This is a genomic window from Shewanella sp. FJAT-51649, assembly GCF_019457435.1.
Lineage (GTDB): Bacteria > Pseudomonadota > Gammaproteobacteria > Enterobacterales > Shewanellaceae > Shewanella > Shewanella mangrovisoli.
Genome location: NZ_CP080411.1, coordinates 1,237,133 through 1,252,306 on the forward strand (window position 1 = coordinate 1,237,133; position 15,174 = coordinate 1,252,306).

Here is a 15,174-nt window from a genome sequence, read left to right on the forward strand (position 1 = left end):
ATTTTGATCAAAACGACGATTTTCGACTTTCTCTCGGGTATAATCTGACTCGGAAATAGGTTGATTAACAACATAATTAAAAAGTGTTAACAATAGGGTGATGGTTAATGAATATATTGATGAGTTTAGTAGGGGTGGTCGTCCTACTTGCGATAGGTTTCCTCCTATCGAATAACAAAAAAGCAATTAACTTGCGTACTGTGGGTGGTGCATTAGCCATCCAGGCCGCCTTCGGTGGTTTTGTACTGTACGTTCCTGTCGGTAAAGATATCCTGAAAAGTGTCTCTGACGCGGTTTCTAGCGTTATCGGTTACGCACAAAACGGTATCGGCTTCCTGTTCGGTGATTTAGCTAACTTCAAACTTGGCTTTATCTTCGCGGTAAACGTGTTGCCAGTTATCGTGTTCTTCTCTTCTCTGATCGCCGTTCTGTACTACTTAGGCATCATGCAGTGGATCATCCGTATCATCGGTGGTGGTCTGCAAAAAGCATTAGGCACAAGCCGTACTGAATCTATGTCTGCGACTGCTAACATCTTCGTTGGTCAAACCGAAGCGCCGTTAGTGGTTCGTCCATTCATTCCAACTATGACTCAATCAGAACTGTTTGCGATCATGGTGGGTGGTTTAGCTTCTATCGCAGGTTCAGTACTGGCTGGTTACGCGCAAATGGGCGTGCCTATTGAGTACTTAGTTGCTGCGTCATTCATGGCGGCACCAGGTGGTCTATTAATGGCTAAACTGATGCACCCAGAGACTGAAGTTGCTAAAAACGACATGGATGAATTACCAGAAGATCCTGATAAGCCAGCTAACGTATTAGACGCTGCTGCTGCGGGTGCTTCATCTGGTATGCACTTAGCGTTAAACGTAGGTGCAATGCTGTTAGCCTTCGTTGGTTTGATCGCTATGATCAACGGCATCATCGGTGGTGTAGGTGGTTGGTTCGGTGTTGAAGGTTTAACACTGGAACTGATCCTTGGTTACATCTTCATGCCTTTAGCTTTCTTAATCGGTGTACCTTGGAACGAAGCGCTGGTTGCTGGTTCTTTCATCGGTCAGAAGATCGTTGTTAACGAATTCGTTGCTTACCTGAACTTTGCTCCATACCTAAAAGACATCGCTGATGGCGGCATGATTGTTGCTGACACTGGTTTAGCAATGACTGACAGAACCAAAGCGATTATTTCGTTTGCACTGTGTGGTTTCGCTAACTTGTCTTCTATCGCGATTCTGCTGGGTGGTTTAGGTGCTATGGCTCCTAACCGTCGTCATGATTTAGCTAAGTTAGGTATCCGTGCTGTTATCGCCGGTTCTTTAGCTAACTTAATGAGTGCAACAATTGCAGGTCTATTCTTAGCTATCTAAGCATAGACATGTAGGGGAGATGCTCCCCACTAACTGGGTCCTGACCATGCAGGGCGGGACCTAAGTTAATTCAACCATTTTCCAGTAGTGATTCCTGTAGTGAATAGTTTCTCCGATTGTATAGGTCAGATTACAACTAGACTTTAGCTGTGATGCTGTCTTAACAGTCGTGACGTACGGTTAAGTTAATTAGTCGTAAACAATAAGTCGCGACTTTGTTCACAATTAAGAATTTTGTGTTCGTGATTTTACGCCAGATTATTGAGATTTTTTTTAATCGAGGTAGAATGCGAGCGCCACAAAAAGAACGCTACCCTTGACGGTAGCAAACAAAATAATGGGGTTGATGATGAAAAACGTTAAAACTTTAGCTTTAGCTGCTACAGCAGTAGCTGCAATGTCTGGTAACGCATTTGCTGCAGACCGTTCTGACCTTCACGGTTCTGACTACAAGTGGATGCAGTTCAACGCTATGTATGCCATTGATGAGCATCCAATAGGTAATGGTGTTGATGCAAAGCATGATTACTTAGAAATGGAGTTTGGTGGTCGTTCTGGTGTTTTCGACCTTTATGGTTATGTTGATGTTTTCAACTTAGCAAATACCGATTCTGGCGACAAAGGTGATGGCAAAAGTAAATTGTTCATGAAATTTGCCCCGCGTGTATCTATTGATGCATTAACGGGTAAAGATTTATCTTTTGGCCCAGTACAAGAAGTGTATTTTTCTACTCTGTTTAACTGGGGTGGGTTAATTGATGGCGCTGAAAGCGTTAATACTTCATTTTGGGGTGTAGGTGCCGATGTAAATGTGCCTTGGTTAGGCAAAACAGGTATGAACCTGTATGCTCACTACAATATTGATACTAAAGAATGGAATGGTTATCAATTCTCTGCGAACTGGTTTAAGCCTTTCTACTTCTTCGATAACAAGAGCTTCCTGTCATTCCAAGGTTATATCGATTACCAATTTGGTGCCGATAAGGTAAATGCTTACGATAATAATGGTCAGTTCGTAAATACAACTTTCACTTCTAGCGGTGGTAATATTTTCTTCGGTCTATACTGGCACTCAGATCGTTACGCTCTGGGCTATGGTCTAAAAGGCTTCAAAGATGTTTACCTACTTAAAGATGGTGGCACTTTTGGCTTAGACACTACTGGTTGGGCACACTACCTGTCAGCTACTTACAAGTTCTAATTTCTTGTAAGAGCCGTTGGAGCCGCGATGGCGGCTCCATCTTTTATGTGTCATGAATCTTTATCTAAACCCATTTATAATTTGAGCAGTGCGTTTATATAAAGGTTTGTGTTTTTCTCGCGCTAAAACGGATTTTTCGCGGAAAAGTAGGAACAAGACATTATTCGTATCCTCTCTTCCGGTCTTCAAGGATTCAAGTCGTGATCACTTATAGTCAATTTAAGTGTCAGGATGCCTAGTTATGCATAGGCAAGATTGAATACCTAATAAAAATGTAATTTGCCCTACACAAATTACTCGGCATCGCCTGAAGGCCCGGCCATATAAAAATAATCAAAATAATGCCAGCTCTGAGCGTTGCGTATAAGCGACTGATTTCTATTTATTTGTTTTTTCTTTTGGAGAGCTATTATGACTGATTTAAAAAAAGCAGCACAACGCGCCATCGAACTTATGGATTTAACCACCTTAAACGATGACGATACCGATCAGAAGGTGATCGATCTGTGTCACAAAGCCGTGACGCCAGCGGGTAATACTGCTGCCATCTGTATCTATCCTCGCTTCATTCCTATCGCACGTAAAACCCTCGATGAGCTGGGCGCCGAAGACATTCAAATCGCGACAGTAACTAACTTCCCACACGGTAACGATGATATTGCGATTGCGGTATTAGAAACCCGTGCCGCGGTTGCCTATGGCGCCGATGAAGTCGACGTGGTATTCCCTTACCGCGCGCTGATGGAAGGCAACGAAAGTGTCGGTTACGAGTTAGTCAAAGCCTGTAAAGAAGCCTGTGGCGATGTATTACTGAAAGTGATCATCGAATCGGGTGTATTAGCCGATCCTGCGCTTATCCGCCGCGCCTCTGAACTGTCTATCGATGCGGGTGCTGATTTCATCAAGACTTCTACCGGTAAAGTGCCAGTTAACGCGACCCTTGAAGCGGCTGAAATCATGCTGACTGTGATCAGTGAAAAGAACACCAAAGTGGGCTTTAAGCCTGCTGGCGGAGTACGTGATGCTGCTCAAGCTGCTGAGTTTTTAGGTGTGGCTGAGCGTATTCTTGGTGCTGATTGGGTCTCTCCACGTACCTTTAGATTTGGTGCTTCAAGCTTACTCAACAGCTTGTTACACACATTAGAATTAGCCGATGCGCCTAAGCCGACTCAAGGCTATTAATCGAACATTGCATCTCGATTAATACCAAAATCGTATATCGAAACTAATTAAGTGTGACCTAAATCTAGTTGGAAACATCAAAACTTCGATAGCATGTAATTGTAATATTGCTACAGTTTTGATGTTTCATTGCAAAGCTAAATAACGGATATGTTGTATTAGTATTTAGCTTGGAGGCAGTATCATGTTTCTAGCTCAAGAAATTATACGTAAGAAACGCAATGGTTTAGCCTTGAGTACCGAAGAGATCCAGTTCTTCGTTAAGGGCATAACCACCAATGCAGTGTCGGAAGGTCAGATCGCCGCATTGGGCATGGCTGTGTACTTTAATGACATGAATATGGATGAAAGAATCGCTTTGACCACGGCAATGCGCGATTCTGGCACTGTGCTCAATTGGGATGCGTTAAACCTCAATGGTCCCATCGTCGATAAGCACAGCACAGGTGGTGTCGGTGATGTGATTAGTCTGATGCTCGGCCCCATGGCTGCGGCTTGCGGTGGTTACGTGCCGATGATTTCGGGTCGCGGACTCGGACACACAGGCGGTACGCTCGATAAGTTCGACGCTATTCCTGGTTATCAAACCGAACCTTCGAGTGAATTGTTCCGCAAAGTGGTTAAAGACGTTGGTGTGGCGATTATCGGCCAAACTGGTGATCTCGTCCCCGCCGACAAACGTTTCTACTCCATCCGTGACAACACAGCGACCGTCGAATCCATCTCCCTCATCACCGCCTCAATTCTCTCTAAGAAATTAGCTTGTAGTCTCGATGCATTGGCGATGGACGTCAAAGTCGGTAGCGGCGCATTTATGCCAACCTACGAAGCCTCTGAAGAGCTTGCTCGCAGCATTGCGGCGGTAGCCAATGGCGCAGGCACTAAAACGACAGCCTTACTCACTGACATGAACCAAGTATTAGCCTCATGTGCGGGTAATGCGGTTGAAGTGAAAGAAGCCATCGACTTCTTAACCGGTGCTTACCGTAATCCACGTCTGTACGCTGTGACTATGGGGCTTTGCGCCGAGATGTTACTCCTTGGTGGCCTCGCCACCGATGAAGCGGATGCCCGTGCCAAGTTAAACCGCGTATTAGATAACGGCCGCGCAGCCGAGATCTTTGGCAAGATGGTTTCAGGCCTCGGCGGTCCAGTCGATTTTGTCGAAAACTACAGTAAGTACTTACCGCAATCGCAAATTATTCGCCCTGTCTTTGCGGATACCCAAGGTTATGCCCATAGCATGGATACCCGTGAGCTCGGTTTAGCCGTGGTTACCTTAGGTGGTGGTCGTCGCAAGCCTGGTGATGCACTCGACTACAGTGTTGGTCTGACGCAAGTCTGTGCCCTTGGCGATAAGATTGATGCTTCAACGCCGATTGCCGTTATCCACGCGCAATCCGAAGATGCCTTTGCTCAGGCGGAAGAAGCCGTGAAAAAAGCGATTCGTATTGATGACGTCGCTCCAGAAAAAACACCTGAGATCTATGCTTATATCCGAGCAGCGGATCTTTAAGGAAGAATTATGAAACGTACAGTTATAATGATGTTGGATTCCTTTGGCGTGGGTGCAGCAGGTGACGCCGCCAAGTTTGGGGATCTAGGTTCTGACACTTTTGGCCATATCGCTAAAGCGTGTGCCGAAGGTAAAGCTGATATCGGCCGTGAAGGTCCGTTAACGCTGCCAAACTTGGCGCGTTTAGGTTTGGCCCATGCGGCGATGGAAAGCACGGGAGCGTTTGCGCCAGGCTTTGCGGACAATGTTGAGCTGATTGGTGCCTATGGCCACGCTCAGGAATTAAGTTCGGGTAAAGATACCCCGAGCGGTCACTGGGAAATGGCGGGTGTGCCCGTATTATTCGACTGGGGCTATTTTAGCGAGCACCAAAATTCGTTCCCTAAAGAGCTGACAGATAAGATTCTAGCCCGTGCGGGACTCGATGGCTTTTTAGGTAACTGCCATGCTTCTGGTACCACGATTCTGGAAGAATTAGGCGAAGAACATATGCGTTCTGGCAAGCCGATTTTTTACACTTCGGCGGATTCGGTATTCCAGATTGCCTGCCATGAAGGCACATTTGGTTTAGAAAATTTATATCGTCTTTGCGAAATCGCCCGTGAAGAGTTAGAGCCTTACAACATTGGCCGCGTGATTGCGCGTCCATTCGATGGCACTGGCCCAAGCGACTTTGCTCGTACTGGTAACCGTAAGGATTACTCCCTCGAGCCGCCAGCAAAGACAGTGTTAGATAAGTTAAAAGCCGCCGGTGGTGAAGTGGTGAGTGTGGGCAAGATTGCCGATATTTACGCTTACTGTGGCATCACCAAAAAGGTGAAGGCAAACGGTTTAGAAGCGCTATTTGATGCGACGTTAGCCGAAGTGAAATCAGCGGGTGAAAATACTATCGTATTCACTAACTTTGTTGATTTTGACTCCCACTATGGTCACCGCCGTGATGTGGCAGGTTATGCGAAAGGGTTGGAGTATTTCGACTCGCGTTTACCTGAAATGCTGGCGCTGCTGGATGAGGACGATCTGTTAATCCTCACCGCCGACCATGGTTGCGACCCAACATGGCAAGGTACTGACCATACCCGTGAGTATGTGCCTGTATTGGCCTATGGCGCAGGGCTGAAAGCCGGTTCACTCGGTCGCCGTAACAGCTTCGCCGATATCGGCCAATCTATCGCAAGCTACTTCAAGCTTGAGCCGATGGAATACGGTGAGTCGTTTATCTAAGTAAACGTGCAAGATCTCGATTTGGTGGCCAGCATTGGGCCGCCAGTAAACAAAGACTTAAGTCTTAATAAAATAAACAGGGGTTATTTCGATGGCAACACCACACATTAATGCTGTAGAGGGCGCATTCGCTGAGACAGTTCTGTTTCCAGGCGATCCATTACGTGCAAAATATATTGCTGAAACATTCTTAGAAAATGTTGAGCAAGTGACTGACGTTCGAAACATGCTAGGTTTTACCGGTACTTACAAAGGTAAACGTATTTCTGTTATGGGTTCAGGCATGGGTATTCCTTCATGCTCAATCTATGCAACTGAATTAATTAAAGACTACGGCGTTAAGAACCTGATCCGCGTGGGTACTTGTGGCGCGATCAGCACTGACGTTAAAGTGCGCGATGTAATAATCGGCATGGGTGCTTGTACTGATTCGCAAGTTAACCGTTTACGTTTCAAAGGCCAAGATTTCGCAGCTATCGCGAACTACGAGCTGATGAATGCCGTGATCGAATCTGCCAAAGTGAAAGGCACTAAGATCCGTGTTGGTAACGTTTTCTCTGCCGACTTGTTCTACACTCCTGATCCACAAATGTTTGACGTGATGGAAAAAATGGGCGTGTTAGGCGTAGAGATGGAAGCCGCTGGTTTATACGGTGTTGCCCATGAATTCGGTGCCCGTGCACTGTGTGTGGTAACTGTATCTGACCATATCCGTACTGGCGAAAAAACCACTTCTGATGAGCGTCAAACCACGTTCAACGATATGATCGTGATGACATTAGACGCTGCAATTACGCTGTAATTTGTCGCTAATTTCGTTATAAAAAAAGGGTTCGCATAGCGAACCCTTTTTTATTGCCTCGTTATCTTCAAGTTCAATCGGTTTAGCTGTGTTGCTGGCTCTTAGATGGATAATTTTGCAAGGCGGAACTAAACCCAAGGCGCTTCAGTTTGAGCAGAGACGCCCGATTAACCCGTAGAATCGGTATCTAAATCGCTCGGTTGTGCTGGGACTTTCTCCGCGGTGGATTTGGCCGCATTGGTTTTGACTCGGCGCACCGATTTTACCTTAGGTTTATTTGGCGCAGGCGTTGAGCTTTGCGCCTCAGTTGTTGAAGCTGTAACTTGGGTCGTTTGTTCCTTGGTATCCGCTTTAGACTGAGACAGAGACGTAGACTCAGATGATGACGCATCCTTTGTATCTTTCTCTGGTTCAAGCTCTGGTGTTATCTCTGGTTCCGCATCAAGCGCTTTCTCTGATACAACTCTTTCTGGCACAAGCACAGCTTTTGTTTCTGCGCTTGTTTTGGTTTTCCTTGCTTTAGGTTCGGCAATCACTTCATTGCTGTCTTCATTTGGCGCTTTACCTGCTGCCGATTTATCCAAGGGCTGAGCGTCGAGATCCTGTGCTGCTTTGCTTTCTTTGGCCTTTTTAGCTTCTGTCGGCTTTTGCTGAGCCTCGGTGTCACTTGCGATAACTGCATCCAGCAGCGTATCTTGATTATCCGCTGGCGTAGCTTCCGCTGCTGCTTTTATGGCTTTATTTTTCTTAGGGTTTTTACGCAATTTGGCGCGGGTGCGACGGCGGTCAAAATCGGCGCGCTTAAAGGATAAGGCGCGGGATAGCAACATGCCGATAAGGCCAGCAACCAGCAACATCATTTGCTGCTGCTCCATATTTAGGTTATGTGCCTCTTTGATTTCATTAAAAAATAGTTTGGTATCGAGCCTAACCTCGACATAGCCTAAATTTTTTCCATCTTGGATCACGGGTTCAACATAGGGCGGATATTTGCTCAGGAGCAAACCCATGTCTTCGGATTCGGGATCTAAGGCTTCATTGGTCAGGCTTTGGGCGAAGGCTAAACGTATACCTTGGTCGCTGAAAATAGCCGCCGACATTACTTTAGGATCTTCGACTAAGGCGCTGGCCAGCCATTGGAGCTGTTCATCGTTTTGCAATTGCAGGGCGGGCGCCGCGCTGTAGGCCGTTTGTTGTACCAGTAATCTGGCCATCTTTTGCGTTTGGGACTTTAGAAGCAGCTGACCTTGTAGTAGGCTTGTCTGCCACAATTGCACTAAGCCGACCATCAAGGTCAAGGCGATGGCGATTTGGAGCAGTCTACTGATTTTATGGCTTTTCTTTAGCCCTTTAAGATATAACACTTTGACCCTTAATAGTTAGAGCGCTTGCCTAATCATAATTGATTCTGAGTAAGCCCGATAGTTGGAGAACACGAGTCCTATGGAAAGCTTGAACCAAAATGCGTTGTTTGTATGGTTAGCTGCTAGCCCTTCACCTCGCTTTGAATATCAGGGGCTCAGTTTCGAGGCTTATCAGGAATCGTCTACACGGCCATCCCAGAGTGGATTGGCTATGCGTCTGATTTACGAAGATTTAAGCATTGAAGACTCATTAGCAGCTTGGATTGTTTCTCTGGCTAAAAGCCTTAAATTAACTTCGCTCTCCATCGCACCTATTCGCCGTCAAGTCGCGCTGCATTGTGTTGAATTAGCGCTTCCCGTGGAGCCGAGTGCCGAGCTGTTAGCCACTTGTCCATCGCAGGTGGAGTTACACTTGATTCGTTGCCCATTACCTAAACTGAGCGAACCCGGTTTACTGGTGATGGACATGGATTCTACCGCGATCCAAATTGAATGTATCGACGAACTTGCCGCTATGGCAGGGGTCGGCGAGCAAGTGGCGGCGATCACAGAGCGCGCGATGCAGGGCGAGCTCGATTTCGAGCAGAGTTTGCGCCAAAGGGTCGCCCAGCTTCAGGGCGCCGATGCCAAGATTATTCAAACCTTGTGTGACACTTTGCCATTGATGCCAGGCCTTGAGGCTATGCTGACCGAGCTTAAGTCGCACCATTGGCGTTTGGTTGTCGCGTCAGGCGGTTTCACGCCGTTTGTAGGTCACTTAAAACAGCTGCTGAATTTAGACGCGGCCTTTGCCAATGAATTAGTGATTGCGGACGGTAAGCTGGCGGGAACCGTCGCGGGGAAAGTCGTCGATGCCCAGTTTAAGGCCGATGTGGTTAACCGTTGTAGCCAAGATTGGCAGATCCCTGCAGGGCAGCGTGTCGCCATCGGTGACGGTGCCAACGATATCCCTATGGTTCAGGCGGCGGACTTTGGGATTGCCTTCCATGCTAAGCCTAAACTTGCGGCAGCGGCTGATGCGCGGATCCGCAGTTTAGACTTGCGGGTATTGCCTTATCTACTGCAGTTTTAATTCATCCTCAACATCCGAGTCGTTAACATTAGAGTAATGACTCTTGTTTTTTGATGCTTAGCTGGTAGTTTAGTGTTCATTAATGGACTACCAGCGACTGATTTTGACTTCTCCTTCATCCCAACACTCGGCGCCAACGCCTGCACAAACTTCCTTCTATATTCCGTACCGAGATGGACAGCTGCATCTGCGTCAGTTGTTGCCTGCTAATGCGGATTTTTCGAAGCCACCGATCCTGATGTTACATGGTGCCATGTCCAATGGCCGGGTATTTTACAGCCATAGTGGTCGAGGCTTAGGATGCTTTCTCGCTCAGGCGGGCTTTGTGGTGTATGTGCTGGATACGGCGGGCAGGGGTTTGAGTCTACCCAAAATTGCGCGTGGCTTTACTCTGGGGCAAGGGGAGGTGATCCGCGAGCAACTGCCATTAGTGCAGCAGCATATTTTGACTATGCATCAACAGCTTTGTCAGGAGCAGGGGAAACCAGCACCATCGCAGCTGCATTGGTGTGCGCATTCTTGGGGCGGCGTCTTGATGGCGAGCGCCTTAGCGCGTTATCCCGAGTTGCAGCAGAGTGTGCGGTCGCTGCTCACCTTTGGCAGTAAACGCACGATTCGAGTGAAGTCCTTTAAAAAATGGTTGATGGTCGATGTGTTTTGGAATCGCCTCGCCCCAAGTTTAGCCGTGGGGCAGGGGTATCTCGCCGCCGATAAGCTGCGTGTCGGTATGGATAACGAGAGCCGCGCCTCGTTAACTCAAAGCATAGATTGGGTGCGTGGAGAGTGGCTCGACCATGATGATGGCTTCGATTATGGTAAGGCGGCGAAGGCGGCTAACTGGCCCGTTGCGTGGTTTATTGCCGGGCAAAACGATACCGTGCTCGGGCATCCCGAAGATGTCGCCGATATGATCTCTGAGTGTGGTTTTCGCCAAGTGAAATACACTCTGCTCTCAAAGGCGAACGGCTTTAAACACGACTATGGTCATGCGGATATGCTGACCCATCTGGATGCGATGGGTGACCATTTTCCGCTGATCCGCGATTGGTATCTCGGGTTTGAATTGGCAGTGTTAAAAGACTAGGGCGATGCCCCCCTAGTTTATTTTTGCAGAGCAGGGTAGCGCAGCTCTACCTCTTGGGTGATATCGAGTAGCTCACCAACACCGATAATCCGCCAGAGTTGTTCCTCGAGTTGTTTCGCTCTGTGGTTGGCGTGGATGTTGATGTATTCCAATTCGCGGCGCAGATAACCCATATCCGGTTTCTCAGTCGCACCACGGTAAATCCGCAGCGCCATAAAGCGTCCCGCCAGTTTACTTTGGTTGATAAAGGCGATTTTGGCCTGCGCATCTCCAAGCTCGGTGGCGGGAACACATTTTAAATGGAATTGACCGCGGGACTGGCGGGTCAATTGGATAAATACCTCAATAAAATCCATATCCTGCTGCGGCTTCATTTGGCGGATAGGGTCGAGAATATCCCGTTTAAAGAATCCATCTTTTAGCAGCGGCGCGAGATTATATTGCAGGGTATCTGAAGAGCCTGCGGCAAAAATATCGCTGATCTCATCATGCTCAGTGCTAACCCCTAAACAGGCGACCTGTGCCGATTTTGTTGTTTTTTCAACAAAGTAGGGCACCGAATGCAGCTCGCGCAACAGAATGTTTTTCAAACCATCGGCCAGCTCTTTTATCTCGCTGTTGTTCTCGGTAAGCTGTTCGAGTTTTTCACGGTTATGGGCGATCAGTTTATTTAAAAACTCCACGCCAACGTGGGGCGTATGGCCCATGACTGCGGCGAGATGAAGCGTCACGCCATTTTTACGGGTACGCACTAGGCGATAGGGTAAATTATCCAGTTGGGTTTTACCGGCAATGGTCTGCAACTTAGGCAAGCTGATCATTATCGGCTTGTTGGTCGCAAACTCAGTCGGATTATCTAGAGTCAGCTGCATGCCTCGACCAGAAATATCTAAGCTTATCCCCGTCGCTTTTAAGGCTCCCTGCGACACATTAACTAAGGTTTTGAAAGCAAAACGCGCTTCCTGTCGACGCTCACTAAATTGCATCGAAACTGGCTTGATTTGGTGTGCCGTCAGGCGCTGTTGGCCAAAGGCTTTGAGCGCATTGGCATTGCTATCGTCCTGCCAGGCCTTGTAGCTAGCCCTTTCATCCTCATTGGTAAGGTCTATTAGTTGCAGCATATGGCTGAACTGGGACAATTGCTGCTCCACCAGCGGGCTGTACTTAGCATCATCCCCCGGTAAGGTCGCACGGCGATAACCTTTCGCATGGTAAATCTTATCTGGGATGAGTTTGAAAATACGCCAGCTCGGTTTCGTTGAGGCAAAACCGAGGAATAAAGACGTCATGCCCTTGGCTTTTAATTCGGCTAAGGTGGCCGAGTAAAAATACAGTGAGCCTTGGGCGTTGTAGGTAAAGCTAAAAAACAATCCGTAATCGGGATTTTCGGGATGATTGACCAGCGCCGAGAGCCTTGCTGGCGTCAGCATGGCGGGTAACTGGCTGATATCATTCTCATCCTGAAAATAATGCACTATTTGCTGATTGTCGCGGCTCAGCAGCATATGGCTGATGGATTGGGACTGCTGATTGAGAAACAAAGGCAAATGCGGCAGATGCGGTAGGTAATGGCGTTCGAACCCCAGACCAGAGGCCGTCACTAGGACATCATTCACATCCAGTTTATAACGGAGCTTGTAGCCTCGGATTAAGTTGCCCAGCATTTCACCTAGGGCATCCGTGCCACCAATCCGGCGTAAGCGTAACCAAATGAATTCACCATTGGTTTGGCTATCGACAATCTGATAATCGACCCCGAGTTGTAAATCGGGGTAGTAATATTCTTCACTAAGCTCGAGCAGTTTGACCTTGAGGGGCTTGTCCAGGTCGAAGGGGTGATTCGCCGCCAAGCGAATGCGCGCACCGCCAACCGATAAATCGACGGTGATCCCTGGCATTTCGGTTCGCCCGGGTTGCGACACCGCAATGCGGATACTGTAATTCATCCGTTCTTCGGCGCGGTTAAAATAACTGCCGAGCACCACACCGGGCACCATAAAAGGTTCGGGTTCGACGCCATCCGGTTGTTGCGTCACCTGACGCAGTTTTTGTCGCCGCTGTTGATGGGCATTGATGACGTATTCATACACCCCTAAGGTGTACTTATTGCGGTATAAAGACATAGCCGCTTGCAGACTATGCTTGGCAGGCTCATCGAGAAAATGGCGCTGCTGGCCGAGCATGACTTCGGTGCAGGGCAACTCAGACTTGTCCCTAAGATCGATAATCCGGGTGCAGGGCGAAGCCAAACGATTCAACTCCATTTTCAACAGAAAACGGGTCGAATTGTTTTCATCGGCAGTCAGCTGCTGAAAAATCTCTTGGAAATTCGGTTCCATGAGTAGCGGCTTGAGCTGTTCTATGAGTGCATTATGGTTATCTAAACTCATGTAGGGTCTTTTCTAATGCTGATTTTATGCCGTGCTGTGTTAGTCTAATGTCGGCAGTATTCACAGTTACTTAAATTGATTTTATACAGATTTTAATAAGTTATGGCAAAGAATAAAACCGCGTACGTGTGCAATGAGTGTGGACAGGATTTTCCACGCTGGCAAGGGCAATGCAACGCTTGTCAGGAGTGGAATACGATAACCGAAGTGCGCTTAGGCGCCGCCTCGCCCGGACGGGGAACTAAGTTTGCGGGTTATGCAGGTGCGGGCAGTAGCGAAGTCAAAACCTTAGACCAAATTGACCTCAATGCCTTGCCACGGATTGTGAGCCATTTTGGCGAGCTCGACCGCGTGCTCGGGGGCGGCATAGTGCCAGGCTCTGCGATTCTGATTGGCGGTCATCCCGGTGCCGGTAAAAGCACGCTGTTACTCCAAACCCTGTGCCATTTAGCCGAGCAAATGCCTGCGCTCTATGTGACGGGTGAAGAGTCTCTGCAGCAAGTCGCTATGCGGGCCCATCGTTTAGGGTTGCCGACCAATAAACTGCGGATGTTATCCGAGACCAGTGTGGAGCAGATCTGCGAAGTCGCCCTGCAAGAATCGCCAAAAGTCATCGTCGTAGACTCTATTCAAGTCATGCACATGAGCGATGTGGCATCGAGCCCCGGCAGTGTGTCGCAGGTGCGTGAATCGGCCTCCTATTTAACTCGCTTTGCCAAGCAAAACGGCATTGCCGTGATCATGGTCGGCCATGTCACCAAAGACGGCAGCCTTGCTGGGCCTAAAGTGCTCGAGCACTGTATCGATTGTTCTGTGATGTTTGAAGGGGATAGCGACAGCCGTTATCGCACCTTGCGTTCCCACAAGAACCGTTTCGGGGCGATTAACGAGTTAGGCGTATTCGCCATGACCGAGCGCGGTCTGAAGGAGGTCGCTAACCCTTCGGCAATTTTCCTCTCCCGTGGCGAAGAGGAATCCTCGGGCTCCTTAGTCATGGTTGTGTGGGAAGGCACGCGTCCGCTGTTGGTTGAATTGCAGGTGCTAGTGGACAATTCGGCCATGTCGAACCCGCGCCGCGTCGCTGTGGGGATGGATGCGAACCGTTTAGCCATGTTACTGGCGGTGATGCATCGCCATGGTGGTTTACAAATGTCGGATCAGGACGTGTTTGTAAACGTCGTTGGCGGGGTTAAAGTGACGGAAACCAGTGCCGACTTAACCTTGTTGCTGGCCATGGTGTCGAGTTTCCGTGGCGATATTTTACCGAGCGATTTAGTGGTGTTTGGTGAGGTGGGGTTATCCGGGGAAATTCGCCCCGTGCCCAATGGCCAAGAACGCCTCGTCGAAGCCGCCAAGCATGGCTTTAAGCGGGCGATTGTGCCCCGTGCTAATGTGCCAAAAAAGCCGCCCGCAGGCATGGAAGTGGTGGGCGTGGCAAAATTATCCGAAGCCCTCGAAGCGATATAATCCTCAAAACAAAAAACAGCGCCCAATGGCGCTGTTTTTTTTATGGATTTTTCGGCGGTGCAGCCTGTGTCACACTCAACTTTTCCACTTAATCGGTGCTGTTGTGTTTCTCGATAAATAGCGCCAATTCACGATTCAGTATCGACGCATCGCCGAGATTCAGCTCAACGATGCGTTTGAGGTGGCTGATGCTGTCGACATCGATAAATTTACACTTGAGCCCCAGTTGTTGGTTGCGTTGATGCACTAACTCGGTCTCCATTTGTAGCTCAATATCCGAGCCCGGCAAGGTAAAACTGAGGGTGATAGGCTCACTTGAATGGCTAAATCCGGCAGGTTCGTCCACCAGTGCGCCATTTAGGCTGAGGTCGAGTATGGTGGTTTGCCACTGTTTATCGCCTTGGTGTACCGATGCGCTAGCGGCAAAGAGGATCCGCGAGAACTTTCGTCTTTCATCAATCACGACTTCTTTATTGTTCATAGTTTGTTAGTGCTCACCCCAATC

At 48.4% G+C, this 15,174-nt stretch carries 12 protein-coding genes; 9 read left to right on the forward strand and 3 right to left on the reverse strand.

The features are described from left to right. Positions 1 to 107 precede the first annotated feature (107 nt). From K0H59_RS05610 to deoD, 6 genes are all read left to right on the forward strand, one after another. Positions 108 to 1,367 carry a NupC/NupG family nucleoside CNT transporter gene (locus tag K0H59_RS05610; RefSeq protein WP_011716150.1) on the forward strand — a complete coding sequence of 420 codons (1,260 nt, stop codon included), beginning with the start codon at positions 108 to 110 and terminating at the stop codon, positions 1,365 to 1,367. A gap of 349 nt (positions 1,368 to 1,716) precedes the next feature. Further along, positions 1,717 to 2,568, forward strand: coding sequence for an outer membrane protein OmpK (locus tag K0H59_RS05615; protein ID WP_220054917.1), 852 nt, complete (start codon positions 1,717 to 1,719; stop codon positions 2,566 to 2,568). 411 nt (positions 2,569 to 2,979) lie between these two features. After that, complete coding sequence (deoC, locus tag K0H59_RS05620; RefSeq protein ID WP_011716152.1) at positions 2,980 to 3,750, forward strand: deoxyribose-phosphate aldolase; 771 nt, start codon at positions 2,980 to 2,982, stop codon at positions 3,748 to 3,750. Positions 3,751 to 3,934: 184 nt separating this feature from the next. Continuing rightward, complete coding sequence (gene deoA / locus K0H59_RS05625; RefSeq protein WP_220054918.1) at positions 3,935 to 5,266, forward strand: thymidine phosphorylase; 1,332 nt, start codon at positions 3,935 to 3,937, stop codon at positions 5,264 to 5,266. A 9-nt stretch (positions 5,267 to 5,275) separates the two neighbouring features. Further along, positions 5,276 to 6,490 (forward strand): phosphopentomutase, encoded by a 1,215-nt coding sequence (locus K0H59_RS05630; protein WP_055647280.1) that lies wholly within the window; start codon positions 5,276 to 5,278, stop codon positions 6,488 to 6,490. 91 nt (positions 6,491 to 6,581) lie between these two features. Beyond that, positions 6,582 to 7,292: a purine-nucleoside phosphorylase gene (gene deoD / locus K0H59_RS05635; protein WP_011621831.1), complete on the forward strand. Its 711-nt coding sequence runs from the start codon at positions 6,582 to 6,584 to the stop codon at positions 7,290 to 7,292. 167 nt (positions 7,293 to 7,459) lie between these two features. On the opposite strand, the gene K0H59_RS05640 is transcribed toward deoD, so the two are convergent. Continuing rightward, positions 7,460 to 8,656 (reverse strand): YtjB family periplasmic protein, encoded by a 1,197-nt coding sequence (locus K0H59_RS05640; RefSeq protein WP_220054919.1) that lies wholly within the window; start codon positions 8,654 to 8,656, stop codon positions 7,460 to 7,462. Positions 8,657 to 8,735: 79 nt separating this feature from the next. On the opposite strand from K0H59_RS05640, the gene serB reads away from it, so the two are divergent. Both serB and K0H59_RS05650 read left to right on the forward strand, forming a co-directional pair. Next, positions 8,736 to 9,728 (forward strand): phosphoserine phosphatase SerB, encoded by a 993-nt coding sequence (serB, locus tag K0H59_RS05645; protein WP_220054920.1) that lies wholly within the window; start codon positions 8,736 to 8,738, stop codon positions 9,726 to 9,728. Between the two features lie 82 nt (positions 9,729 to 9,810). Next, the gene (locus tag K0H59_RS05650; RefSeq protein WP_220054921.1) at positions 9,811 to 10,812 is read left to right on the forward strand and encodes an alpha/beta fold hydrolase; all 1,002 of its coding nucleotides are present in this window, start codon (positions 9,811 to 9,813) and stop codon (positions 10,810 to 10,812) included. Positions 10,813 to 10,829: 17 nt separating this feature from the next. Here K0H59_RS05650 and K0H59_RS05655 read toward each other — a convergent pair whose 3' ends face one another. After that, positions 10,830 to 13,202: a PilZ domain-containing protein gene (locus K0H59_RS05655; RefSeq protein ID WP_220054922.1), complete on the reverse strand. Its 2,373-nt coding sequence runs from the start codon at positions 13,200 to 13,202 to the stop codon at positions 10,830 to 10,832. 102 nt (positions 13,203 to 13,304) lie between these two features. Here K0H59_RS05655 and radA point away from each other — a divergent pair, with 102 nt between their 5' ends. Next, on the forward strand, positions 13,305 to 14,669 hold the full coding sequence (radA, locus tag K0H59_RS05660) for a DNA repair protein RadA (RefSeq protein ID WP_220054923.1): 1,365 nt from the start codon (positions 13,305 to 13,307) through the stop codon (positions 14,667 to 14,669). A gap of 88 nt (positions 14,670 to 14,757) precedes the next feature. Here the strand turns inward: radA and K0H59_RS05665 are convergent, their stop codons facing one another. After that, positions 14,758 to 15,129: a PilZ domain-containing protein gene (locus K0H59_RS05665; RefSeq protein WP_220055559.1), complete on the reverse strand. Its 372-nt coding sequence runs from the start codon at positions 15,127 to 15,129 to the stop codon at positions 14,758 to 14,760. Between the last annotated feature and the right edge of the window lie 45 nt (positions 15,130 to 15,174).